The following is a 24,994-nucleotide window of genomic DNA, read 5'->3' as shown; positions in this document are numbered from 1 at the left end:
GGGTAAACCTCAGAATGTGTTATTCCACAGCGACCAGGGTAGCCAATACAGCTCTCGAAAATATCGGCAACGGTTATGGCGCTATCGCATGACTCAGAGCATGAGCCGACGTGGTAACTGCTGGGATAATGCGCCCATGGAGCGTTTGTTTCGGAGCTTTAAGGCTGAATGGCTGCCGAGACTGGGGTATCGAAACATAAGTGAGGCAATGCGTGATGTGAGCTATTACCTGATGAATTATTATAACTGGCAACGGCCGCATCAATTTAACGATGGATGTCCACCTGCAAAGGCGGAAGTTCTGTCTAAACCCGTGTCCGGAATTAGTTGACCACTACAGAGTTCATAGAGGCTGTGGTAAAAGGCGACAAAGGAAGGTTCGCCAAAGAGTCGACAATTTCCGGTTTGGAAGGTGATATCCGAGCGGTAATTACAGGTTTCGTATCAAGCATTCTATTCAAAATGGTATTTGGTGTGTACAACAAAAGAAGAAGAGAATGCCGTTTATTGCTGCCAACGGAATATTGGTGCTAATTCCATGTGCAATATTTCTTGACCGTTGGGCATCCATAGGCGCTTTTGATACTCATTTCTATGTGCTACAAGGCGTCGAATTGCTAGCTGGTGCAATCAATCTCATTTTGATGGGAATGAATATGAGAGATGGTTTTAGAATGAGTGGTAGATTTAGATAATCTGCTTGAAAAAACGCTAACAATGCTTTCCAACTAAAACTGACAGCTAGCTTTGATAGCCGTAACTCTTCGGCATGCTAAACACCAGGCCCATAATCAGTCGGCCGTATACGTGTTGGCTGATTAGGACGTTATGGAATAAATACTTCGTTCTCCGATAGTGTTTATTAAGGGGCTCAATGGGAAGTGAACCGAACTAATTAAAATAGTTTATTGAGAAAGTTCTAACAAAGCGAAAAGAGCAACATTTCTTATTTCGTTTTTTGTAGATAAGTGAACTTTTGAGGCTACTCTTAACACCGGTTAATTCTTAACCATACATAAAATGTTAATTTTCTCTCCATAGTAATGTGAACTTTATCTAAAAACCAAGTGACTTAAATATGGGCTAGTGGGGATGAGTTCTGTCAGGAGATGTTTATGTATTCCATCACTTACGTGAGTGCTGCTACTCATGATTTTTCTCAGTCTGAATTGCTCTCGCTATTAGATGAGTGTCGTAACAGTAATCTCAGAAATAACCTTACTGGTCAGCTTCTGTATAAAAACCAAGAGTTTATGCAGGTTTTAGAAGGTAAGGAAAATGATCTCAAAAGGATCTTTGAGAAAATTTTCCTTGATAGGCGACACAAAAATATACTTATTTTAAATGAAGGGACTATTGAAAAACGTGAGTTCGAAGACTGGACGATGGGATTTTATAACCTGGATAATGAGTTTGAAATCTCCATCCCGGGTTATAGCCATATCCTGAATTATCCATTGACGGGCAATGAGTTTAGAGCGCAGCCGTCATTAGCTCAGCAGTTGTTGTTGTCATTTAAGTCGCCACCAACAAGATAATACTCACACCATTGAGGTGGTATCGCTTCCTTTTCATGTGTATTTCACCTGTTAGTGTTAGCTTTAATTTATAGCGATTTTTATGTTTATCCATTCGCTATAAACGATTGGTTTTATTTCAAAAAATGCAGTGTGGTTTTCCAGATAATCTTATAAGAATTAAGAGAGGAGAAAAAAATGAGCACGAAGGATAATAATAGAACGACCACTGATTCAGGCATGCCTGTTTCCAGTGATGAACATTCCTTAAGCGTTGGCCCTGACGGCCCGATTTTGCTTCATGATTTATACCTTATCGAGCAGATGGCTAATTTCAACCGTGAGCGTATCCCAGAACGACAACCTCATGCTAAAGGTTCAGGTGCCTTTGGCGAATTTAAAGTCACACATGATGTCAGTCAGTTTACTAAAGCTGCTGTGTTTCAACCTGGAACAAGCACTGAGGTATTAGCTCGTTTTTCTACGGTGGCAGGTGAGCGTGGTAGCCCAGATACATGGCGTGATCCTCGCGGATTTTCTCTTAAGTTTTACACAAGCGAAGGTAATTACGACATGGTGGGGAATAATACCCCTGTGTTTTTCCTTCGCGATCCTTTGAAGTTTCAACACTTTATTCGTTCACAAAAGCGTCGTGCTGATAATGGTATGCGTGACCACGATATGCAGTGGGATTTTTGGACTTTATCGCCGGAGTCAGCTCATCAAGTGACATGGTTGATGGGGGACAGAGGTATACCAAAATCATGGCGTAATATGAATGGTTACTCCAGCCATACGTATATGTGGGTCAATGAGAAGGGTGAAAAGTTTTGGGTGAAATATCACTTCAAAACGAATCAAGGCATTGATTTTCTGACTCAGGATGAAGCTGATACGTTGGCGGGTAAAGATGGCGATTATCACAGACGTGATTTGTTTAATGCCATTAAAGAAGGAAATAACCCTAGCTGGACTCTGAATGTGCAGATTATGCCTTTTGAGGATGCTAAAACCTATCGTCTGAATCCATTTGATTTGACTAAAGTCTGGCCTCATGACGACTACCCACTACATGAAGTCGGGCAGTTAACATTGAATCGTAACCCGACGGACTTTCATACTGAGATTGAACAAGCAGCGTTTGAACCAAGTAATTTAGTGCCGGGTATCGGTATCAGCCCTGACAAGATGTTACTGGGCCGGATGTTTTCTTATGCTGATGCTCATCGTCACCGCTTAGGGGTGAACTATAAACAGATTCCGGTCAATGCACCGAAATGTCCTGTGAATAGTTACAGTAAAGATGGTGCCATGCGTGTGCAAAATGTCACTGATCCTGTTTATGCACCAAACTCTAAAGGTGGTCCGAAAGCTGATTCGGATAACTACCCAGAAGATACTACCTGGGCTGCCAGTGGTGAGTTTACACGTGAAGCTTATACCTTACGTGAAGATGATGATGATTTTGGTCAGGCCGGTATTTTAGTTCGGGAAGTGATGGATGATGCTCAACGAGATCGTCTGGTATCCAATGTCGTAGGGCACGTGAGTGATGGTGTAGAAGAACCTGTATTATCACGCGTTATTGAGTATTGGAAAAATATTGACAGTGATATCGGTGAGCGCATTGCCAAAGGTTTAGGCAAATCGTAATTAAATAGCCTGTCATTTAAACAAAAAAAGCCAGCTTTAAGCTGGCTTTTTTTATGTCTGTATAAGTGCTGTCTAGCGGGTTAATGCATCTTCATCACCCTTATGGTTTGGGTGAATAAAGTTAGATTCTTTTGCTGTATTGGTATCAGGCCCATCCAAAAGTGCACCGGCACGATCAGGTAAAACACGTTGATCTGACAAGTTACCAAGTTCTTCATAGCCATGAGACAGATGATCAAATAATTCCTTATATGAACCCGCCATATCTTTGAATGTTTGTGCCGTTTTGTCGTAATGGGCATGCACTTTTTGTTTATATTCGTCTAGCTCGGCCTGTTTTTCAGCGAGTTGGCGATCATATGACTCTGCGATTTCTTTCACTTGATTATCGTTGCCTGGCGCTTGGCGACGTCCCACAGCAAAGCCGATCAATGCTGTAATGATAGCGATAACAATCGTGAGAGCCCAGATTTCCATTGAGGTCATAATTCATCCTAAAAAAAGTTAATAATGACTAGTCTAGCTATTGACCGTCTTCATGACAAACCGTTTTCTTTATCGTGATTATTTTGTGATTTAATAAGTCATTGAAATATCGCTTATCAGCCATAGCAGAAAGGATACACCATGGTTTCACCTATCTTTATCGGTCAATCAAGTTCGCCAGTCACTTTGTTAGCTAATATGGCAAATCGACATGGTCTGATTGCTGGTGCGACAGGGACAGGGAAAACAGTGACACTGCAGGGACTGGCAGAAAGTTTTAGTAATATTGGTGTTCCGGTATTTGCCGCTGATATTAAAGGCGATTTATCGGGTATCAGTCAGCCGGGTAAATCTCATCCGAAAATAAGCGAGCGTGTTGAAGTCATGGGCTTGTCAGATTTCGGCTTCACCAGCTTTCCGGTCACCTGCTGGGATGTTTATGGAAAGCAGGGACACCCGCTCAGAGCGACAATTTCTGATATGGGGCCGCTGCTTTTATCCAGACTGATGAATTTGAATGAGACGCAGCAGGGCATTTTAAACCTGGTATTTCGGGTGGCTGATGATAATGGCTGGCTGGTGCTTGATTTAAAAGATCTGCGAGCGATGCTGCAATTTATTGCTGAGAACGCTGCTGAATTCAGAACCTTATACGGTAATATTTCCGCCGCCAGTGTTGGTGCCATTCAACGTCGCTTATTAGGACTTGAGGAGCAAGGCGCTGCCCAGTTATTTGGTGAGCCGATGTTAAATCTGGAGGATTTGCTGCAAACAGATCAACAGGGGCGTGGTGTTGTTAATCTACTGGCAGCTGATAGCCTGATGCAGTCTCCGAATCTTTATAGTGCTTTTTTACTGTGGCTGTTATCTGAGTTATTTGAGCAATTACCGGAAGTGGGCGATCCTGAAAAACCGAAGTTGGTGCTATTTTTTGATGAGGCCCACTTACTATTTGATGATGCACCCAAAGTACTACTGAATAAAATTGAGCAGGTCGTTCGGCTGATTCGTTCAAAAGGCGTAGGTGTATATTTTGTCACACAGAATCCCACTGATATTCCGGACAGTGTGCTTGGACAATTGGGTAACCGCATTCAGCATGCATTACGTGCATATACAGTAAAAGATCAAAAAGCCTTAAAGGCCGCAGCAGAAACATTTCGTGCTAATCCTGAATTTGATACACGGGAAAAACTGACGAATTTAGGTGTGGGTGAGGCTTTAGTCTCGACACTTGATGAAAAAGGCCGACCACAGGTTGTGCAGCAGACACTGATTAAACCGCCACAGAGTCAGATTGGCCCTATTAGCAAACAGCAAAGACAGAAGCTGTTGAATACGTCTTTAGTCGCCGGTGTCTATGATATGACATTGGATAGAGAGTCGGCTTATGAAGTGCTGGCGGAGCGTGCATTAAAAGCTCAGGAAGCTGAAAAGACTCAGCCGGAGGAGCTGCCAAAAACAACGACAAGAAGGCGCGAGACTGTGCTGGAAGCTTTTGCAAAAAGTACGATGCGAGCGATTGGCAGTCAATTAGGTCGCCGAATTGTCAGAGGTATTCTTGGTTCCTTGTTAGGCAAGAAATAACAAATTGAGTCTGTTTTTAAATGCCGTAGAATAGTCATAGAGATATAAGGGGAAAGATGATGATTGATACAAAAAAAATTGAAGAAGTCGTACAAAGCATCAGCAAAGCATTACCACCAGGTTTAGTGCAAATGCAGGAAGATGCTGAAAAAAACATACGTGCAGCCCTCACCGCCACATTCACAAAACTGGATCTGGTCACGCGTGAAGAGTTTGATGTGCAAGCTCAAGTGTTGTTACGTACCCGTGAAAAGTTGGAGGCACTGGAACATCGTGTCGCCGAGTTAGAAAACCCACCTAAATAAGAGAAAAACTATGTCTGAATTTACTAATGTCACGGTCACACGTGAAGCAAACGTTTATTTCGATGGTAATGTGACCAGCCGTAAAGTGACATTTGCTGATGGCAGCTACAAAACATTAGGCATTATGATGCCAGGTGAATTTACCTTTGGTACGGAAAAAGCCGAGTTGATGGAAATTCTGGCTGGTAAACTGACCTACCGCCTGAAAGGTGATGCTCAGTGGATTGATGTGACTGCTGGCGAATCTTTTAACGTACCTGCTAACTCGTCATTTGATATCCAGATTTTAGAGTTAGTTGATTATTGCTGTAGTTATTTAGATTAATACGCTATCAGAGATAATAAAAAAGGCGCCTTTAGGCGCCTTTTTTGTTTCTGACCGGGTTAATTAGTCCCAATCATAGACCAGATTCATCTGGTATGTGGTGTCTGTACTTTCAGCATCCTGAGCTGGCTGACTGTTGTATTTGCTACGTAAGCTAGCACGTAATTTCCAGTCTTCTTTATCAGTAATCGGCATTTCACCACCCAAGTTTGTGACGATCAGGTAGTTTTTACCTGGGCTACTGAATGATGGGTAATAAGTGAAGTCATGGAACAGACTCAGTTTACTGTTCAGTTTGTATTTCACATCGTAACCGAGCACACCGGTAGGATCTTTTTCATTGGTACCATCTGTGTAACTTTCAAAACGATAACCTAAACCAGCAAAGCCTTTAAATTTCAGATCATCTTCACGAATGAAAAATCGACCTAAACTCGCTGCGGCGATGGCACGTAAATCCAATTCTTCAAAATCATCAATTTCAAAGTCGGCTGAACCACGAGCAAACCAGGTTTCGTTGATATCACGTTCTAAAGACAGTCCCGCCAGTTTTTGATTGGCTGTCTGTTCGCCATCCTCTTTCTGGAAGTTAATTTCCATATAAATATTCATGCGCTCAGCATCCGTTTCGCGGTTTAATTCACCACGGCCATGTGCGCCAAACCGATCAGTATTACCCGATGCACCGGTGATACCCATAGCGATACTACCGCTCCAAGGGTCGCGTAAACGGTTACGTTCTTCACGCAGAGTAGAGATGGCAGTTTCATAAGATGATTTCAGATCTGCCACTTCTTTTTCTTTGTCTGCTTTTATGGTGTTGATCTCATCTTGATATTCTTGTTGTACAGCAAGAATCTGAGGTTTGGTTGCATCAGTAGCCCAGACATTTTTTATATTTTTTGGATCGATATCTACAGTACCAAAAGCGGTATCGCTCAGTTGAGCCTGACCATTTTTAGCGACACTAAGCTGACCAACAATGCGATCATGACTTTCCAGTTCAACCAAAAACTTTTTGTCGGTGGTAATTTGACTCACGCGAGCATAATCAATCGTCACTTCATTAGCGAAGGCGGTGTCCATGATTAATTGACCATTTGCGACTTGTTTGACGGTGCCATTCAGCATACTGCCATCATCCAGAACGACTTGGTCAGCAAGTGCAATATTCGACAAGGTGCTTGAAATTAATAAAAAAATAGTCCTCAAGCTAGGCTTGTACATAAAAACTCCGGAGTTTTGTATAGGATGGGGTGTGCGCCACTAAATTAACATAAGCAGGCATTTTCGTAAAAATCTAGGTTTTTTTGTCTGTAATTTATCCGACAAGTTTCACGGCATTTAAAAAACGGGTAGGCTAATATTGTCTTTCGAAAACGCTCAACCAAGGATGGAATATGAGTATTGCAAAGGTCTACAGCCGCGCTGTGACAGGCATACATGCTCAGGTAGTAACGATTGAAGTGCATTTGTCTAATGGCTTACCCAGTTTGTCGATTGTGGGGATGCCAGAGACAGCAGTCAAAGAAAGCAAGGACAGAGTGCGTTCTGCGATTTTGAACTCGCAATTTACTTTCCCTCAGCAACGCATCACGATTAATTTGGCACCAGCGGATTTACCGAAAGAAGGTGGGCGTTTTGATTTGCCTATAGCGTTAGGAATTTTGGCCGCATCAGGGCAGATCCCGTTACAAGCCATTGCTGATAAAGAGTTTATTGGTGAATTAGGACTGGCCGGAGAATGTCGTTCTGTGCGTGGTGTGTTGCCAACAGCACTGGCTACTTCTGCGGCTAAACGTATTTTGATTCTACCTGCAGTCAATGCCAATGAGGCGGCGCTAATTGAGCAATGTCAGTGCTTTGGTGCGGATAGCTTGCTGGCAGTATGTGCTCATCTGCATGGACAACAATTACTGAATCTGGCGGAAACGCCAGATATATCTACAACACCTGATTATCCGGATTTGATTGATATACGCGGGCAGTCACATGCTCGTCGAGCTCTGGAAATTGCTGCTGCTGGTTCACATAGCCTCCTTTTTTGCGGGCCACCGGGCACAGGTAAAACAATGCTGGCCAGTCGACTGCCCAGCATATTAGCGCCGATGTCAGAAGCTGAAGCAATGGAAACGGCTGCAATCCATTCTATTGCCTCAAATGGTTTTGATCCGGCTCATTGGCGTCAACGACCATTTCGCTCGCCCCATCACACAGCATCTGCTGTGGCTTTAGTCGGAGGAGGAAGTCAGCCCAGACCCGGAGAAATCTCATTAGCGCATAATGGTGTACTTTTTTTAGATGAACTCCCCGAGTTTGACCGCCGTGTGCTGGAAGTACTGCGCGAACCGATAGAATCTGGCAAAATCTCGGTTTCAAGAGCGGCACAGCAGGCGGAGTTTCCAGCACGTTTTCAACTTGTCGCAGCGATGAATCCATGTCCGTGTGGTTATCTTGGTGAGTCGCGTTGTCGATGTACAGAAGAGCAAGTTCGTCGCTATCGTGCTAAAGTCTCCGGCCCGTTACTGGACCGAATTGACATGCTGGTCGAGGTACCTGCAGTGGATAAACGTTTATTAAGAAATCAAACGGCCGATGCCACAGCAGAGCACTCTGAGCAGGTTCGTCACCGAGTAGAAAAGGCTCGCCTAAGACAGCTCGACAGGCAGGATAAAGCGAATAATTTGCTGGAACAAAAAGAGATAGAGGAAGTTTGTTTGTTGACTGAACAAGATTATCAACTGGTAGAAAAAGCGATTATTCGTCTGGGATTGTCAGCCCGTGCTTATCATCGCATTTTAAAAGTCGCCAGAACGATTGCTGACCTTGCCGGAAGTCGTCAAATACAAACTGAACATCTCAGCGAAGCTATCAGCTATCGCCGTCTTGATGTAGGTTATTAATGTCCAGATGTTTCACGTTATCACTGAGTGGCAACACTCGGTTGCTCATATTGTTTTTCAGAGGCGTTGATGCTGAATGATCTTAATCCGCAGCAGCAGGAAGCTGCGCGTCATATAGATGGACCCCTGTTAGTTTTAGCTGGTGCCGGTAGTGGCAAGACGCGGGTTATTACCCGAAAGATTGCTTATCTGATTGAGCAATGTGGCATTCCGGCCAAAAATATTGCTGCGGTGACGTTTACCAATAAAGCGGCGCGTGAAATGAAAACACGTGTATCGGAATTAATGGCTAGTCGTCAGAATTCTGCGGCAGCACGTGGTTTGATGGTGTCGACTTTTCATACGCTGGGTTTGAATATTCTGCGCCGTGAATATAAAGCGCTGGGATACCGCAGTGGATTTTCTATTTTTGATGCACAAGACAGTCTGGCAGTATTGCGTGATCTGATGGGGCGTGATTTTGCTGCAGATAGTGAACATGCAGAACAGGTACAGTGGCAAATTTCAGAATGGAAAAATCAGCTGATTCTGCCTGAGAAAGCGATGCAAATTGCCGAAGCGGGCACACAAATGTCTGCTGCGAAAGTATATCCACTCTATACCGCTGCATTACAGGCTTATAACGCTGTTGATTTTGATGATTTGATACTCAAACCCGTGGTGTTATTTCGTGAAAATGATGACATATTAAAAAAATGGCAGGCCCGCATTCACTACCTGTTAGTGGATGAATATCAGGATACCAATGGTTGTCAGTATGAGCTGGTCAAACAACTGGTCGGTATTCGTGAAGCACTGACCGTGGTGGGCGATGATGATCAGTCTGTTTATTCATGGCGTGGTGCACGGCCTGAAAACCTGGCACAACTACAGACCGACTATCCTCGTTTGAAGTTGATTAAACTGGAACAGAACTACCGTTCCATGAGCCGCATCCTGCGTGTCGCTAATACTTTGATTCGTAATAATCCCCATGTGTTCGAAAAGCAATTATGGAGTGCGTTAGGAGAGGGGGATCCGATTCGGGTTATTGGTTGTCGTGATGATGATCATGAATCAGAAAAAGTCGTCTCAGAGTTGCTTTATCACAAGCTGAAACATCAGGCGAGCTTCAAAGACTACGCGATTCTGTATCGTAGTAATCATCAATCCAGACCGATTGAACGCGTGTTACGTGAACATAATGTGCCTTATTTTCTCACCGGCGGGACGTCGTTTTTCTCACGTATTGAAGTTAAAGACATCATGGCGTATCTGCGTCTGCTGGCTAATCAGGATGACGATAATGCCTTTCTTCGGGTCATTAACACCCCACGTCGTGGTATAGGTTCAAGCACATTACAAGCTCTGGGTAATTATGCTACTGAACGTAAGACCAGCCTGTTCGGTGCCTGCTTTGAGATGGGACTTGCAGAAAAATTGCCTGAAAAAGCGATTATTAACCTGACACATTTTGCTAACTGGTTAGTGGATATAGCTGATCGGGCTAAACGTGGTGATTTAATGAGTGCGATTCGCGATATGGTTGAGGAGATTGAATATCGCGGCTGGCTGGAAGAAACCAGTGGCGATCCGAATAAAGCCGAACGTCGTATGGATAATGTGCTCGAGTTGCTGAGTTGGATCGAACGTATTATCGAAAATGATACTGAAGAAAAGAGTATTGGTGATATTGCAGCCAGACTGACATTAATGGATATTCTGGATCGTCAGGAAGACGAAAATCAGACTGATGCCGTGCATTTGATGACCTTACACGCAGCAAAAGGTCTGGAGTTTCCCCATGTCTTTATGGTTGGCATGGAAGAAGAAATTCTGCCACATAGGACCAGTATTGAAGAAGGCACGATTGAGGAAGAACGTCGCCTGACCTATGTAGGCATTACCAGAGCACAGCGTAGTCTGGTCATGACCATGGCAAATACGCGTAAACGCTATGGTGAAAAGATGGAATGTGAGGAAAGTCGTTTTCTTCGTGAATTACCATCGGATGATCTGATCTGGATGTCTGAAAAAACACAGGCGGATCCGGAAGAACGTAAAGAACGTGGTAAAGCACATCTGTCTAATATTCGGCAAATGCTCAAATAAAAAAAGCCCGGTTTAAACCGGGCTTTTTGTTTTTATGCCATGCGACGCAGGGTATCATCTTTACGGATAAAGTGATGATAAAGCGCTACGGCAATATGGCCAATTACCAGAATGGCAAGCAAGATAGCTAGTATTGAGTGTAACTCACCGACGTTTTGCGCCCACTGTATTTTCTCAGCTGGTTTTTCAATGAGTACCTGACCAAATATTTTCACTGGATAACCGTGACCATGAATATACAGTGCGCCGAGAGGTGGCATGGCAATCAGGCAAAAGTACATAATGCCATGGACAGTCTTTACCAGTTTGCTGTTAGCACCTTCAATAATCGGGCGCTGATTTTTTTGTTTCATGCTCCATAACAAACGCAGTATGGCTAGAATCATAATGATTGCGCCTACTGATGTATGATAAGGACCGAATGTCTCGCCCAGCCAATGTTTTCCATCGTTAATAATGTCACCAAACTTAAAAAATTGCTGAATAACCAGCACAGCGACCAACCAGTGGAAAAAACGAGTAACGCTGCCATAACGGTCTATTGAATCATTTATCATTTCTCTCTCCTTTGTGAAAACCATCGCTAGGACAGAATTATCAATAGGTATGTTCCGGTTTTTCTGTTTTTATTAAAGAGACGATTGAATAATTTTGTCTAGCTGATTGGCAAATTGCATTCTGTCACGATGATTAAAGGTATTTTGACCGCCGGTATCGACACCACTTGAACGCATGGTATCCATAAAGTTACGCATGGTTAAGCGGGCGGCAATATTACTTTTATCCATTAACTCACCACGAGGGCTGAGGCAGATACCGCCACGGTCGATAACATCGTTTGCCAGAGGGATATCGGCAGTAATGACTAAGTCCTTGTTCTGAACACGGCTGGCAATTTCATTGTCCGCCATATCAAAACCGGAGGCGACCTGAATAAACTGAATCTGGTTATCAGCAGGTACCTTAATAGCGTGGTTTGCAATAAATGTCAGAGGCATGGATGTGCGTCTTGAGGCACGAATCAGGATTTCTTTAATCACAGCAGGACAGGCGTCTGCATCTACCCAGATATGCATTATTCTTCCTGATCAGATTTATTAAGTGTGCGTTTTTCTTGTCTGACTTTGATATGTAAAGCTGCCTTTGCCATGAGATGGGCACTCACGGGTGCCGTAATAAATAAAAATAAGGTGACGAGCACTTCATGCAGACTGATGCCGCCCGTTTTTACGCTGAAATGAATCGCAGAAGCCACCAGAACAGCACCAACGCCTAGCGTGCTGGCTTTGGTTGGGCCATGTAATCGCATATAAAAGTCTGGCAACTTAAATAAACCTAAGGAGCCAACCAGCGTGAAAAAACCACCAAGAAGAATCAGAATAGATAATAGAATTTCTAACATGGCTTATTCCATAATATCGCCGCGCAGCAGATATTTGCTGAGCGCAAGTGTGCCCATAAAACCCATCAGAGCAATCAGCAAGGCGGCTTCATAATAAAGATTACTTTGCAGAAAGATGCCTAGCAAAATAAGCAACGCGATAGAATTGATATAAAGCGTATCCAGCGCCAGAATTCTATCTGGCACACTTGGGCCACGAAGAAGCCGATATAAGCTCAATAGCAGAGCCGTACAAACCATAACGCAGGATGTAATGATGGCGATATTCAGCATTAGTTGAAAATCTCCTTTAACGGTTTTTCAAAGAGCTGTTTGATTTCATCAATGGTGCTTTGGGCATCATCAATATGTAAGGCATGAATCAACAGGCTTTTCTGATCTTGAGACAAGTCACAGGTAACAGTGCCGGGTGTCAGAGAAATCGTATTAGCAAGAATACTAATCGCCAATGGTGAAGTTAAATCCAGAGGAATTTCCACAAAACCCGGTCTGAGTCTGTCTGAAGGCATTAGAATCAAGCGAGCTACTTCAATATTAGCAATAATAATTTGCCAGAGAACGGAGGCAAAAAACTTAACCATTAGCCATGGTCGGCGGACACTGACGCGTTCCTCCCAGAATCCAGCAGTGAACCAAGGAATAAAGATAGCGAGTAAAGCGCCTAAAATCATGTGGCCTGCAGACACGGTATTATTCAGCAATAGCCAGATAATCCATAAAGCCAAGGTTAGAAAAGGATGAGGGAAAAATTTACTTCGCATCTTATTTTCCTCCCTGATAGGCTGGCTGGCTCATTACGGCATTGATATAAGCTTGATGATTGCTTAATTGTGAAGCCACGCTTTGTGTAAATTCCGAAACTGGGCCTGCCGCGATGACTAACACTGGGCTTGCTAATACTAAAATCAATGCCATAGCCATGGCTCGAAGGTTTAACTTCTCGCCATCACCATCTAAAGAAGTGTCCACCTGATAAAACAAAATGGAACCAGAGCGCGCCATTGCCATAATCATCAATAAACTGCCCAGTAGAATAACAGCATAAATCCAGGCACTAAATGTGCTGCTCAGTGCCGCTTCCAGAATCATTACTTTGCCAATAAAACCCGATAACGGTGGCATACCGACAATAGCAATTGCTGTAATAAAGAAGACAGAGCCTATGAAAATGGCGTGTTTGATAGGGGCGCCTGCTCGTAATCTATCTGAGTATGAACCTCTTGCCCTGGCAATGATATCTGCCAACAGAAATAAGCCTGCACCAATCAGCGTCGAATGAATGAGGTAATACAATGTCGCCGCTAAGGACGCTGTTGTGTTGATGCCAACACCAATCAATATAGTAGCGACAGAAGCGAGAATAAGAAAAGCGGTTTGCTCTTTTAAAGCTCGGGATGCGAATACACCTAACACCGCCATCGCCAATGTCACCAGTCCAAGCACCAATACCACATCAGCATATAAGCCTGCTAAGCCACCGGCTTGTTCTGAAAATAATGTGCCGTGAACCCGGATAATGGCGTACAGACCCACTTTCGTCATAATGGCAAATAAAGCAGCCACAGCGGCTGAGGTATGAGCATAAGCACCTGGGAGCCATAAATAGAGTGGGAAAATGGCCGCTTTGATACCAAACACCACTAAAAGAAGCAGACCAGCCGCTGCCACAATGCCTTGATCAGCTGTGTCTAACTGATTGATATGTGTCGACATATCAGCAATATTTAAGGTACCCAGAATGCCATACAGCGTACCGACTGCAAATAAAAACAAGCTGGAGCCAACCAGGTTAATCACCACATAGTGCAGACCGCCTTTGGTACGCAAGCGACCGCCACCATGAAGTAATAAACCATACGAGGCTAGTAACAGGACTTCAAAAAATACAAACAGATTAAATAAATCGCCGGTCAGAAAAGCCCCATTCAGACCAAAAAGCTGGATTTGATATAACACATGAAAGTGCTGACCTTTTTTGTCGGTATCCTGACTAATGGCATAACAGAGAGCAACGATGGCCAGAATAGCGGTCAGCAGTAACATTAACGACGAAAGTCTATCGAGCACCAATACGATGCCAAACGGTGCAGTCCAGTTTCCGAGTAAGTAAACCGAATAGTCACCACTATTGGCAATGGAGACTGTATAAACACTCAGTAACAGCAGGGCACTGGTGAAAGTCAGGCTGAGTACGCGTTGTAAGCCTATACCTTTAGGCCGGGCGAATAAGGTTGAAATACCGCCTAATAACGGTAACAAAATAAGCAGAACAGGTAGCTGTGAGACGGTCATTTTGAGTCTCCCACAGCTGTTTTCTTCTCTTGTTCCTCAGCGACATAACTCATGCCATCAACATGATCATTACCCAATTCACTACGTGCTTTTAAAGCCAGCACAATTAAAAAGGCAGTCATACCGAAAGCAATGACAATCGCTGTTAATACCAGCGCCTGTGGTAGAGGATCAGTATATTTTGTTGTATCAGCAGAGATAATAGCGGCTTCGCCAATTTGTAAACGGCCCATGACGAATAAAAATACATTCACTGCATAGGAAATCAGTGTTAACCCGAGTACCAGAGGAAAGGTACGAGCGCGAAGCACAAGGTAGACACCACATGATGTCATCACGCCTATTGCGATGGCGACTAACCACTCCATCTATTTTTTCTCCTGTTGAGCTAAACTGTGTGATGCATGACTGAGCTTACCCAGCTCGACCAGAATTAGAACAGTTGCACCGACGACAACCAGGAATACACCTAAGTCGAAAATCATGGCACTGGCAATTTCAAACTTGCCGACAATCGGCCACTTCAAATAAGTGAAGGTGGTTGTCAGGAATGGGTAAGACAGGAACATAGCAGCAAAGCCAGTCACAAAGGCGGCGGTTAAACCAATCGCAATGACTTTATGCATGTCCACTTTGATTCTGGCATTAGTCCAGGCAATACCATTAGCAAGGTATTGAGAAATTAACGCAACGGCCGCTATTAAGCCGGCAATGAAACCACCGCCAGGCAGATTATGACCACGCATGAAAATAAACACGGCCACCATTAACATTAATGGGAACAACAGTCGGGTTAGTGTTTGCATAATAGGAGGGTGGGGATCATGGCTCCATTCACGACCATCTATATCACGCAGTGGTGCTGGTAATCTCAGGTTTTCCAATAAAGCAAAAATCCCTAAACCAGCAAGCGCCAGTACAACGATTTCACCCAATGTATCAAAGCCACGGAAGTCAACCAGAATGACATTGACGACGTTGGTACCACCGCCACCTGGCTTACTGTTTTCAAGGAAGAAGCCTGAAATACTGCTGTAGTCACGTGTCATTACCGCCATGGCTAATAACATCACAGTCACACCAGCAGAGACGGACAAGACCAGATCACGAGTCAGACGTTTATGACTTCTTTCCTGAGGACTATGCTGAGGCAAGAAAAACAGAGCTAATAAAAGCAGCACAATAGTGACAACTTCAACCGACAATTGCGTCAAAGCCAGGTCAGGTGCTGAGAATTTCACAAAACCTAAGGATACGATTAAACCAATAACACCGATAATGATCAGGGCAACCAATCTCTTATGATGCATTACGGCCGTTAGAATGCTTGCCACAATCAGAATGCCAACCTGTACCATGGTGAGCAGGTTGGCATCCAGTAGAGTTCTGTCACCAAATAGCGGGCTATCAAACTGTAGAAAGCCATATAAAGTCGCTGCTACACCTGATAACAAGACCCAACTAATCGCATTTTGTAAGGAACCACGATCAAATAAACGGCTGATTTTGCCACTCAGTACTAATAAGCCATGCGTCACTCTATTAAAGAGTGTTTTAGCATCTACGCGCGGTAAGTTTTCATCATGCCAACGGAATAATTTCTCACGGTAGAAATAAACAATTGCCCCGAAAACCAAAGCAATCGAGCTCATCAATAGAGGAAGATTAAAGCCATGCCAGATAGCCAGGCTGTAGTCCGGTGGAACCCCTTGCAGACTAGCTGCCACAGCCACCGTTAATATCGGCGCCACGATTAATACAGGGACCATACCGACGCCAAGACAGAGTAATACCAGAATATCGACCGGTATCCTCATAAAGCGGGGTGGTTCATGTGGTGTTTTAGTCAATCCCTGTGGCTCACCGTTAAAGAAAACGTCGTGAATAAAACGAAGTGAGTAGGCGACTGAGAAAACAGCACCAAAGGTCACAATAATAGGAATTGCCCAGCTTAGTGGATGGTGATCGGTGGCTACCAGTGACTGTTGGAAAAACATTTCTTTACTAAGAAAGCCATTTAAAAGTGGTACACCAGCCATAGCAGAGGCGGCAATCATCGCCAGTACGGCTGTATGTGGCATGTATTTCAATAAGCCGTTGACTTTACGCATATCACGGGTGCCGCACTCATGATCGATAATACCTGCCACCATAAATAATGACGCTTTAAACGTGGCGTGATTAATAATATGGAAAATGGCCGCTACAGCAGCCAGCTTGGTGCTAAAGCCAAATAATAGTGTGATCAAGCCCAGATGACTAATGGTCGAATAGGCTAAAAGACCTTTTAAGTCGTGTTTAAACAGAGCGGTATAAGCACCTAACACCATCGTGATCATACCAGCACCACCTACCAGCCAACCCCAGGCTTCTGTACCCGAAAGCACGGGGAATAGTCGAGCCAGGACAAAAATACCGGCTTTAACCATCGTGGCTGAATGTAAATAAGCGGATACGGGAGTAGGTGCAGCCATGGCATGTGGCAGCCAGAAATGAAATGGAAACTGGGCCGATTTGGTAAAGACACCTAATAGAATTAACACTAATACTGTCAGGTAATGTTCGTTTTGACGGATCAAGTCGCCTGAAGCTAAGACATCGGTCAGATTAAAACTACCGACTATATTGCCAATCATTAATACGCCAGCCAGCATAGCCAAACCACCGGCACCGGTGATCGTCAAAGCCATTCGGGCACCATCACGTGCATCCTGGCTATATTGCCAATAGCTAATCAGTAAGAACGAGGTAAGCGAGGTTAATTCCCAGAAGATGACCAGTTGAATCAAATTCTCTGATAGCACAATACCTAACATGGAGCCCATAAACATTAGCATATAGGCAAAAAATCGACCCATGGAGTCCTGAGGCGATAGATAATAACGTGCATATAAGATGACCAGCAGTCCAATCAATAAGATCAGAAAACTAAATAAGAGTGAAAGACCATCTAAACGGAACGCAAAATCTAAACCGAGTGCTGGTAACCATGACCAACTTTGAATGAGTGTGTCGTTATCAAAAGGAATATGAACGACAGGCATTAAGATCAGCAGCGATAAAAAGGTGACAATGCCTGCCACCCAAGCTGAGGCTAAACGATTAAATCTGGCTGCCCAGGCTGCTATCGGTGCGCCTAGAAAAGGTATCAGAGCAACTAAAGGTAAGTTGAACGCCAATAAATTCATTGATTTCCCTGTTATCTAATGGATGCTCATATACGGTATTTATACATGAAAAAGCACTGACGAGCAGTGCTCGCCAGTGCTTTTTTTATTCATTTACTGCTAAATATTATTTTGATTGTGACACCATATAATCGACAGCAGCCATTACCGCGTCATCGCTCAGATCAGCGCGACCACCTTTGGCTGGCATCATGTTAAAGCCTTCGATAGCATGTTTGTGCAAGGTGTCCATGCCTTTCTCGATTCGCGGTGCCCAGTCTGCGACATTACCGATTTTAGGTGCGCCCATCAACCCGGCTCCGTGACAAGCAGAGCAGACTTGAGCGACGATTTGTTTACCTGCGCCACCGGCAGCATCAGTTTCTTCTTCAGCAGCTGGTGCTTGTACCGCTGGTGGTTCACCAATATTGACTTCAGCAACAGGTTTAATGCGTTCCTCGACCGCTTTTTCATCCATACTGGCTGGGGCTGTAACGCCTTTCCCTAATTCGAGTGAATCATTCAGGATAATTAACACTAAACCATAAAGTGCCAATATGGTGACGATACTACCGATAAAAAATTGACCAGATTTCTTACTCATTATTAACCTCTGCTGATTTTAATTATGGCGATGATTATACGGTTAACGAACATTCTGTGCTACGAAAAGCGACAGAAAGAATTAGTCCTCTACAGCTGAAAGGCTTATTTTCCCTATCGTTCTACCCGTCAATAATAATTGATGGGCTTGCTCAATATTGCTGACAGAAATAGCACCCAGTGTTTGTTTATGAGTGCATTTGAGTGTTTTATTATCAAGCATTTCAGATACTTTATTGAGCAAATGGTGTTGCTCGATCATATCTGCTGTGTGGTACATCGGTCTGGCAAACATGAACTCCCATACAATGCCGGCACTTTTGTTTTTTAATTTATCGATATTGTGGTTTTGCTGACTTGTGACAACAAAACAGATCAGCCCTTGTGGTGCCAATAAATCAGTCAATTCATCATAATAAGGATCGGTGTCGCCCAGACATAAAATATAATCGGGGGCTGCCAAACCTAATTTTGAATAATGTTCACTTAATTGCTGGTGATTGATAACATGATCCGCGCCCAGTTCATAACACCAATCGATGGATTCCTGACGAGAAGCTGTGGCAACCACATTAAGCTGGCCGATTTTTTTGGCCAGTTGTATGGCAATTGAGCCCACACCACCAGCACCGCCAACAATCAGGATGGTTTTGCCTTTATCCAGATCAGCCCAGATCCGCATTCTTGAAAATAAAGCTTCCCAGGCGGTAATACTGGTGAGTGGCATTGCCGCTGCTTGCTCTGCACTTAAAGTTTTTGGGGCTTTGCCAACAATGCGTTCATCTACAAGCTGGTGGGAAGCATAACAGCCGTCACGGGTCACATCACCTGAGTAAAACACTTTATCACCGGTTTTGAATAAGTTACATTCACTACCTGCATCGATAACTGTGCCACAAGCATCCCAGCCAATAATTCTGGCGTTATCCAGATTGTCTCCTAAGCTGGCTTTTATCTTTGTATCAACGGGATTGACAGCAATCGCATCAATTTTAATCAACAGATCGCGGCCTTCTGGTGTCGGTGTTTCGCGTTCGATTAGTTGCGCTTGTCCATTGGCTTGAAAAAATCCGTAGGCTTTCATATTGCTATTCTCCGTGATTCATTAAGACATTAATGACCTGATAGAGTGAATTAAGTTGAGCTGATTTTTATGACAATAATTGCTTAAGGCTGTTTAAATAAGCTTCTTCCGATGGCGGAACACCATCTCGTTGCGCTTGCCATATTGATTCAGCCAGACAGTCCATCATCAGATGATCACAATCGTGTTGATCATGCTTAGCGAGTAATTGCTGATAAATCTCACGAATACCCGATGGACGGTTTGTCTGGATTTGTTCATGTAAGGCTAGATGCAAACCCATATGTAAAAACGGATTGGTATCACCAGCTTCAACAAAGTAGTCCTGATGAATTTTTTCTGGCTGATTAAAAAGAGGATGGTACTCAGGGTGTAGCTCAATGATATGAGCGATCTGTTTTTCTAGTGCAGCTAACGGCTGGCCTGATTGGGTTTTTGCCCATACATCAAAATAGACTTGTCTGATTTCTTGTCGGTTTTGTCCAAACATCATGACACTGAAGATGACTGACGACGTTGCTGATCGCGATAGAAGTCACAGTATTGAGTGACACAGCAGGTTTCACATTTTGGTTTACGTGCCAGACAGACGTAGCGACCGTGCAGAATCAACCAGTGATGTGCATCTAATAAATACTCTTTGGGCACGACTTTCATCAGCTTGTCTTCAACAGCTTTAACGGTTTTACCTTTTGCCAGACCGGTTCTGTTAGAGAGACGGAATATATGGGTATCTACCGCGATAACTGGATGTTTGAACACTGTGTTGAGAATGACATTAGCGGTTTTTCTGCCAACGCCAGGTAAGGCTTCAAGTGCTTCTCTATCTTCAGGTACCTGACTGTTATGCTGCTCAATCAGCATTTTGCAGGTTTTTATAACGTTCTCTGCTTTGCTATTAAATAAACCAATGGTTTTTATGTATTGCTTTAAACCATCAACACCTAGAGCCAGAATTGTTTCAGGTGTATTGGCAACTGGATAAAGTTTATCTGTTGCTTTATTAACACCTACATCGGTCGCCTGAGCAGACAATATCACGGCAATTAGTAGCTCAAATGGCGACGAATAATTTAGCTCAGTCGTCGGGGCCGGATTGTGGTTTTTTAACGTTTCAAAAAAGTCACGTCGTTGAGCCTGATTCATTTTAGCTACTCGTAGCCACTTCAGCCGAGGCTTCAACTTTGGCTGTTTGTCGTTTAGTTACTCGGGCATCAATAACATTTTTTAGTGCGACAATTAATCCCAAGCCAATAAAAGCGCCTGGTGGTAATAAAGCCAATAAAAAGCCCCGGTAATTATCAATAACGGTGATGGTGAAGTTTTTTGCGATATCACCGAACATCAAGTCAGCCTGACTGAATAATGTGCCTTGACCGATAAGCTCACGCATTCCACCCAACACAACTAATACAGCCGTAAATCCTATGCCCATCATTAAGCCATCCAGCAGGGCGGGGCCAACAGAGTTTCTGGCAGCAAATGCTTCAGCTCGACCAATAATCGAACAGTTAGTGACGATTAACGGGATAAATATGCCGAGGATTAAATAAAGATCATGAAACCAGGCATTCATTGATAATTCGATAATGGTCACAATTGAAGCAATAATCATAACGAAGACCGGTAATCTCGCCTCGTCTGGAATCTGGTTTCTCAATAAAGAAATAAATCCATTTGAAGCCACTAAGGTTAATATTGTCGCTAACCCTAGGCCCAAACCATTAATCACCGTATTAGTGACGGCAAGAAGTGGACATAAACCCAGTAGCTGTACCAGCGCCGGATTATTTTTCCATAAGCCTTCTTTTACTATCTGGTAATAAGGATTCATGATTTTTCCTCATTTTTGGCAAATAATGCTTCACGATGATTTTTAAAATATTCTAGTGAGGCTTTTACTGCTTTGACCACCGCTCTTGGCGTAATGGTTGCCCCAGTAAATTGATCAAAAGCCCCGCCATCTTTTTTGACTTTCCATTTCGCTGATGTGGGATTTTCTAATGATAAACCTTCGAACTGTTTAATCCAGTTAGAACGGCTGGCATCAATTTTATCTCCCAGTCCCGGTGTTTCTTTGTGATTAATAACACGTACACCGGCAAGAGTACCATTGTAATAAATACCCACTAACATTTTAATCCGACCCGAATAACCGTTAGGAGCGACAACAGTAAGTACAACAGCAACCGGCTGATTCTGCTTACGGGCACGATACACTTGTGTGGTTTCTTCTGTGCCTAGCTCTTCGGTTTTAGGTAATGCTATGGTGTCTTGCAAAATAGCATTATCGTATTGCTCATGCGGTATTAAGGTATTTATCGCATCCAATAAGGCTTGACGCTCATTTTCCTTAATTTGTTGACGAGTATTTTGCTCTGTATACGCGACCAGGGTGGTCGCCACGATAGCAAAAAGACCAAGAACGGCACCGACTCTTAATACGTGTTTTTTAAAATCAGCCATTATTTCGTGGCCCCGTAGACTTTGGGTTGCGTGTAATAATCGATCAAAGGTGCCAGCATATTCATTAATAACACAGCAAAGGCAATGCCATCAGGATAACCACCCCAGACACGAATAATATAGGTTAATGCACCAACGCCAGCGCCGAATACCAGGCGACCTTTTACTGTGGTCGAGCCAGAGACCGGATCGGTGGCAATAAAGAATGCACCAATCATGGTGCCACCACTCATCAGGTGAAACAGTGGAGAACCGGTTATTTCTGGTGCGAATAGATAAGTAACACCACTCAGAACAAACATGGTAGCAATCATGGCGATAGGGACATGCCAACTGATAACGCGACGGTATAAGAGATAGATTCCGCCTGCAGCAAACCAGATGTTGATCCATTCCCAGCCAAGTCCACCTAAGCTGCCAAACAGATTCTGATTCACAATATAAGCTGGTGCAATTGATTGGCCTATCTGGGTTTTCATGGTATCCAGCGGTGTGGCACCGGAGACAGTATCAGCCACCCAGCCAGCGTTAGTTTGACCATAAAAAATTAATTGAAAGGCTGAATGTAAGTCGAGCGGTTTATCTGCCAGAGATTCAACTGGTAACCAGGTTGTCATTTCCAGCGGGAATGACACCAATAACAATACATAACCTACCATGGCAGGATTAAACGGGTTATAGCCCAGGCCGCCGTATAAATGTTTAGCAAAAACTATCGCGAACAAAACACCAGTGACGGTCAGCCACCATGGAGACAGTGGGGGAATGGCAACGGCTAGCAGTATTGCGGTAACGGCAGCACTGCCATCGGTAATAAATGGTTTAACGGGACGTTTACGAAGCTTTAATAAAATGGCTTCAGCTAATAAGGCGACAGTTAGCGCTAAACTGATATTGATTAAAACCGCCGGCCCAAAAAAATAGACCATAGCGGCTATTGCCGGAATCATTGCAAAGATGACTTGCAACATTTGGATGGTGACGCGGTTAGTTCCAGCCAAAAATGGCGGGCTCATTCGGAATATCGCCATTATTTACTCTGTCTCCTTATTATCCGCGTCGGCTGTTTCAGCAGCTTTTTCTTGTTGTTCTTTTTTGGCTTTTGAGGCCGCTAAAGCCGCTTTACGTTGACGTTGGCGTTCTTCTTTTTCGCGTTGTTCTCGCTCTAAACGTGCCTGACGAGTCTCAAAACGATCTCGGGCAAGGTCCGATTTTTTACGTTCACGCTCCTGATTCATGATCTCGGTTTTGGCAAAGCGGAAATAAGAAACTAACGGGATTTTACTTGGGCAGACATAATCACAGCAGCCACATTCAATACAATCAAACAAATTGTAATCACGCGTTTGATCAAAATCTTTGGCGCGTGAATGCCAGTAGAGTTGCTGTGGCAACAGACTCGCTGGACAAGCGCTTGCACAATCCCCGCAGCGAATACAGGGTAAAGGCTCCTGGGCGGGTGCGACATCATCCACACCTGCAAGAATACAGTTAGCTGTTTTTGTGACAGGCAGGTTATCACCAGACAGGCTAAAGCCCATCATCGGTCCACCAAGAATAAACGCTTCATCTGGCTCGCGCTTGGTTTCTGCGTAGGTTAAAAGTTCTGAAATAGGGGTACCAAACAGGGTTTCAAAATTACCTGCGTGAGGCACATCTTTGCCGGTGACTGTTACAATTCTTGAAATTAACGGTTCACCGTGGTGAATGGCTCGACCAACGGCATAAGCGGTACCCATATTGTGACTAACGATGCCTAAATCAATAGGCAAGCCATCACTAGGGACTTCTTTGCCCGTGACGACTTGAATAAGTTGCTTTTCACCGCCGGTTGGATAGCGTGTTGGTACGACAACGAGCCGAGTATTCTGCAAATGTGGCCGGGATGCGAGAGCCAGTTCCATAGCTGAAATGGCTTGCGGTTTATTATCTTCTATGGCCAAGATGACTTCACGGGCCCGAAGTGCATATTGCATAATTTCGATGCCATCGATAATGCCATCAGCGCGTTCACGCATCAGCATATCGTCACAGCTGATATAAGGTTCACATTCGGCACCATTGAGCAGTAGTGTTTCGACTGTATGGTGTACGCCAGGATTAAGCTTGATAAAGCTTGGGAATCCGGCTCCACCGAGGCCCACAATGCCGGCATCACGCACAATTTGGCGAATCTCATGCGTTGATAGTGAGCGGTAGTCTTTGACTGGATGTCGCTCTACCCAGTTGTCTTCACCATCTGTTTCGATAGTGATACAGGGCGCAGTCAGTCCTGATGGATGAGGAATAGGATGATCTTCAATCGCAATAATGGTGCCTGAGCTGGGTGCATGCAAACAGACAGAAACATGGCCGTCAGCACGGGCTATTTGCTGACCTTTAAGGACTTTGTCACCTACTTCAACAATAGGAATAGCTGCACTACCAATATGTTGTTGTAGCGGTAAAGTCAGTCTTTTAGCTAAAGGCGTTTTGCGAATGGGTGTTTGAGTTGACCGTTTTTTATGACCGGGTAACTTCAATCCACCTGGAAAGAAACCTAAGGTTTTTGTCATACTCTTTCTCCACGCTCCAGTTGAACGTGAGAAGGATCTGGCCAGCGCCAGGTATTGGGATTAGGTGTCATTTCAACCATATCAATACAATCCACCGGACAAGGCTCTAAGCAAAGTTCACACCCCGTACATTCATCAGCAATAACCGTATGCATATGTTTTGCTGCCCCCAAAATTGCGTCAACAGGGCATGCTTGAATACATAAGGTACAACCAATGCAGCGTTGCTCATCAATCACCGCAAGCATTTTCGGTTTTTCAACACCACATTCTTCATCAAGCGGTTTGGGCTCAACATCAAGCAAGTCCGCCAATGCCTGAATAGTTGACTCGCCACCAGGTGGGCAACGGTTAATATCAACTTCACCTGCAGCGATGGCTTCAGCATAAGGTCGGCAGCCAGCAAAACTACATTGACCACATTGCGTTTGCGGAAGAATTTTATCGATTTGATCCACAATAGGATCGCCTTCAACCTTGAATTTGATGGAAGCAAAGCCTAATAGTAAACCGAGAATCAACGCCAGAAGCGTTAAAGCTATAACCGCTGTCAACATG

At 44.0% G+C, this 24,994-nt stretch carries 28 protein-coding genes; 9 read left to right on the top strand and 19 right to left on the bottom strand.

Translation table 11 applies throughout. From position 1 onward, the window contains the following. The 4 genes from BM232_RS11780 to BM232_RS11765 all read left to right on the top strand — a co-directional run. Nucleotides 1-331, top strand: a 331-nt coding sequence (locus tag BM232_RS11780; protein ID WP_143092287.1) for an integrase core domain-containing protein, incomplete at its 5' end; no start/stop codon positions are given. 166 nt (nt 332-497) lie between these two features. Then, nucleotides 498-695, top strand: a complete 198-nt coding sequence (locus BM232_RS11775) for a hypothetical protein (protein WP_218153342.1) — start codon at nt 498-500, stop codon at nt 693-695. Nucleotides 696-1,115: 420 nt separating this feature from the next. Continuing rightward, nucleotides 1,116-1,538, top strand: a complete 423-nt coding sequence (locus tag BM232_RS11770; protein ID WP_177207322.1) for a BLUF domain-containing protein — start codon at nt 1,116-1,118, stop codon at nt 1,536-1,538. Nucleotides 1,539-1,715: 177 nt separating this feature from the next. Continuing rightward, a complete protein-coding gene (locus tag BM232_RS11765; RefSeq protein ID WP_091714954.1) occupies nt 1,716-3,170 on the top strand; it encodes a catalase in 1,455 nt (484 codons plus the stop codon). A 72-nt stretch (nt 3,171-3,242) separates the two neighbouring features. On the opposite strand, the gene BM232_RS11760 is transcribed toward BM232_RS11765, so the two are convergent. Next, nucleotides 3,243-3,656, bottom strand: coding sequence for a Z-ring associated ZapG family protein (locus BM232_RS11760; protein WP_091714952.1), 414 nt, complete (start codon nt 3,654-3,656; stop codon nt 3,243-3,245). Nucleotides 3,657-3,797: 141 nt separating this feature from the next. Here BM232_RS11760 and BM232_RS11755 point away from each other — a divergent pair, with 141 nt between their 5' ends. Genes BM232_RS11755 through ppnP form a run of 3 tightly spaced genes read left to right on the top strand, consistent with a single transcriptional unit; the run spans nt 3,798 to nt 5,873 of the window. Further along, nucleotides 3,798-5,243 (top strand): helicase HerA-like C-terminal domain-containing protein, encoded by a 1,446-nt coding sequence (locus BM232_RS11755; protein WP_091714949.1) that lies wholly within the window; start codon nt 3,798-3,800, stop codon nt 5,241-5,243. 59 nt (nt 5,244-5,302) lie between these two features. Next, nucleotides 5,303-5,548, top strand: coding sequence for a ubiquinone biosynthesis accessory factor UbiK (gene ubiK, locus BM232_RS11750; RefSeq protein ID WP_007146397.1), 246 nt, complete (start codon nt 5,303-5,305; stop codon nt 5,546-5,548). A gap of 10 nt (nt 5,549-5,558) precedes the next feature. After that, nucleotides 5,559-5,873: a pyrimidine/purine nucleoside phosphorylase gene (gene ppnP / locus BM232_RS11745; RefSeq protein WP_091714947.1), complete on the top strand. Its 315-nt coding sequence runs from the start codon at nt 5,559-5,561 to the stop codon at nt 5,871-5,873. A gap of 63 nt (nt 5,874-5,936) precedes the next feature. On the opposite strand, the gene BM232_RS11740 is transcribed toward ppnP, so the two are convergent. Further along, nucleotides 5,937-7,100: a DUF481 domain-containing protein gene (locus BM232_RS11740; protein WP_091714945.1), complete on the bottom strand. Its 1,164-nt coding sequence runs from the start codon at nt 7,098-7,100 to the stop codon at nt 5,937-5,939. Between the two features lie 173 nt (nt 7,101-7,273). Here BM232_RS11740 and BM232_RS11735 point away from each other — a divergent pair, with 173 nt between their 5' ends. Continuing rightward, the gene (locus BM232_RS11735; protein WP_091714942.1) at nt 7,274-8,776 is read left to right on the top strand and encodes a YifB family Mg chelatase-like AAA ATPase; all 1,503 of its coding nucleotides are present in this window, start codon (nt 7,274-7,276) and stop codon (nt 8,774-8,776) included. A 69-nt stretch (nt 8,777-8,845) separates the two neighbouring features. After that, the gene (gene rep, locus BM232_RS11730) at nt 8,846-10,867 is read left to right on the top strand and encodes a DNA helicase Rep (protein ID WP_218153341.1); all 2,022 of its coding nucleotides are present in this window, start codon (nt 8,846-8,848) and stop codon (nt 10,865-10,867) included. A gap of 32 nt (nt 10,868-10,899) precedes the next feature. Here the strand turns inward: rep and BM232_RS11725 are convergent, their stop codons facing one another. The 17 genes from BM232_RS11725 to rsxB form a co-directional block, all read right to left on the bottom strand. Continuing rightward, complete coding sequence (locus tag BM232_RS11725) at nt 10,900-11,424, bottom strand: cytochrome b (protein WP_091714939.1); 525 nt, start codon at nt 11,422-11,424, stop codon at nt 10,900-10,902. A 72-nt stretch (nt 11,425-11,496) separates the two neighbouring features. Then, a complete protein-coding gene (locus BM232_RS11720; RefSeq protein ID WP_091714937.1) occupies nt 11,497-11,943 on the bottom strand; it encodes a YaiI/YqxD family protein in 447 nt (148 codons plus the stop codon). Then, nucleotides 11,943-12,269: a Na+/H+ antiporter subunit G gene (locus BM232_RS11715; RefSeq protein WP_091714934.1), complete on the bottom strand. Its 327-nt coding sequence runs from the start codon at nt 12,267-12,269 to the stop codon at nt 11,943-11,945. Before BM232_RS11715 ends, BM232_RS11720 begins: the two co-directional genes overlap by 1 nt. Nucleotides 12,270-12,272: 3 nt before the next feature. Continuing rightward, the gene (locus BM232_RS11710) at nt 12,273-12,542 is read right to left on the bottom strand and encodes a K+/H+ antiporter subunit F (RefSeq protein ID WP_091714932.1); all 270 of its coding nucleotides are present in this window, start codon (nt 12,540-12,542) and stop codon (nt 12,273-12,275) included. After that, nucleotides 12,542-13,030: a Na+/H+ antiporter subunit E gene (locus BM232_RS11705; RefSeq protein ID WP_091714929.1), complete on the bottom strand. Its 489-nt coding sequence runs from the start codon at nt 13,028-13,030 to the stop codon at nt 12,542-12,544. Before BM232_RS11705 ends, BM232_RS11710 begins: the two co-directional genes overlap by 1 nt. Nucleotide 13,031: 1 nt before the next feature. Further along, a complete protein-coding gene (locus tag BM232_RS11700) occupies nt 13,032-14,561 on the bottom strand; it encodes a monovalent cation/H+ antiporter subunit D (RefSeq protein WP_091714927.1) in 1,530 nt (509 codons plus the stop codon). Next, nucleotides 14,558-14,929: a Na+/H+ antiporter subunit C gene (locus BM232_RS11695; RefSeq protein ID WP_091714924.1), complete on the bottom strand. Its 372-nt coding sequence runs from the start codon at nt 14,927-14,929 to the stop codon at nt 14,558-14,560. Before BM232_RS11695 ends, BM232_RS11700 begins: the two co-directional genes overlap by 4 nt. Then, nucleotides 14,930-17,749: a monovalent cation/H+ antiporter subunit A gene (locus BM232_RS11690; RefSeq protein WP_091714921.1), complete on the bottom strand. Its 2,820-nt coding sequence runs from the start codon at nt 17,747-17,749 to the stop codon at nt 14,930-14,932. 106 nt (nt 17,750-17,855) lie between these two features. Next, nucleotides 17,856-18,332, bottom strand: a complete 477-nt coding sequence (locus tag BM232_RS11685) for a c-type cytochrome (RefSeq protein ID WP_091714918.1) — start codon at nt 18,330-18,332, stop codon at nt 17,856-17,858. Nucleotides 18,333-18,413: 81 nt separating this feature from the next. Next, the gene (locus BM232_RS11680; protein WP_091714915.1) at nt 18,414-19,415 is read right to left on the bottom strand and encodes a zinc-binding alcohol dehydrogenase family protein; all 1,002 of its coding nucleotides are present in this window, start codon (nt 19,413-19,415) and stop codon (nt 18,414-18,416) included. Between the two features lie 67 nt (nt 19,416-19,482). Continuing rightward, on the bottom strand, nt 19,483-19,908 hold the full coding sequence (locus tag BM232_RS11675; protein WP_091714912.1) for a DUF1841 family protein: 426 nt from the start codon (nt 19,906-19,908) through the stop codon (nt 19,483-19,485). Next, the gene (nth, locus tag BM232_RS11670) at nt 19,905-20,561 is read right to left on the bottom strand and encodes an endonuclease III (RefSeq protein WP_091714910.1); all 657 of its coding nucleotides are present in this window, start codon (nt 20,559-20,561) and stop codon (nt 19,905-19,907) included. Before nth ends, BM232_RS11675 begins: the two co-directional genes overlap by 4 nt. Nucleotide 20,562: 1 nt before the next feature. After that, nucleotides 20,563-21,249 (bottom strand): electron transport complex subunit E, encoded by a 687-nt coding sequence (locus BM232_RS11665; RefSeq protein ID WP_091714908.1) that lies wholly within the window; start codon nt 21,247-21,249, stop codon nt 20,563-20,565. Continuing rightward, entirely contained in the window at nt 21,246-21,881 is a 636-nt protein-coding gene (rsxG, locus tag BM232_RS11660) for an electron transport complex subunit RsxG (RefSeq protein WP_091714906.1), read from the bottom strand. Before rsxG ends, BM232_RS11665 begins: the two co-directional genes overlap by 4 nt. Then, a complete protein-coding gene (gene rsxD / locus BM232_RS11655; RefSeq protein ID WP_091714904.1) occupies nt 21,881-22,912 on the bottom strand; it encodes an electron transport complex subunit RsxD in 1,032 nt (343 codons plus the stop codon). The genes rsxG and rsxD overlap by 1 nt, the downstream gene beginning before the upstream one ends. 3 nt (nt 22,913-22,915) lie before the next feature. Beyond that, complete coding sequence (gene rsxC, locus BM232_RS11650) at nt 22,916-24,436, bottom strand: electron transport complex subunit RsxC (RefSeq protein ID WP_091714902.1); 1,521 nt, start codon at nt 24,434-24,436, stop codon at nt 22,916-22,918. Further along, nucleotides 24,433-24,993, bottom strand: coding sequence for an electron transport complex subunit RsxB (gene rsxB, locus BM232_RS11645; protein WP_091714900.1), 561 nt, complete (start codon nt 24,991-24,993; stop codon nt 24,433-24,435). Before rsxB ends, rsxC begins: the two co-directional genes overlap by 4 nt. Nucleotide 24,994: the final 1 nt, after the last annotated feature.

It is taken from the genome of Methylophaga sulfidovorans (assembly GCF_900114205.1).
Taxonomy (GTDB): Bacteria; Pseudomonadota; Gammaproteobacteria; order Nitrosococcales; family Methylophagaceae; genus Methylophaga; species Methylophaga sulfidovorans.
This window is presented reverse-complemented; position numbering and strand designations above follow the sequence as displayed.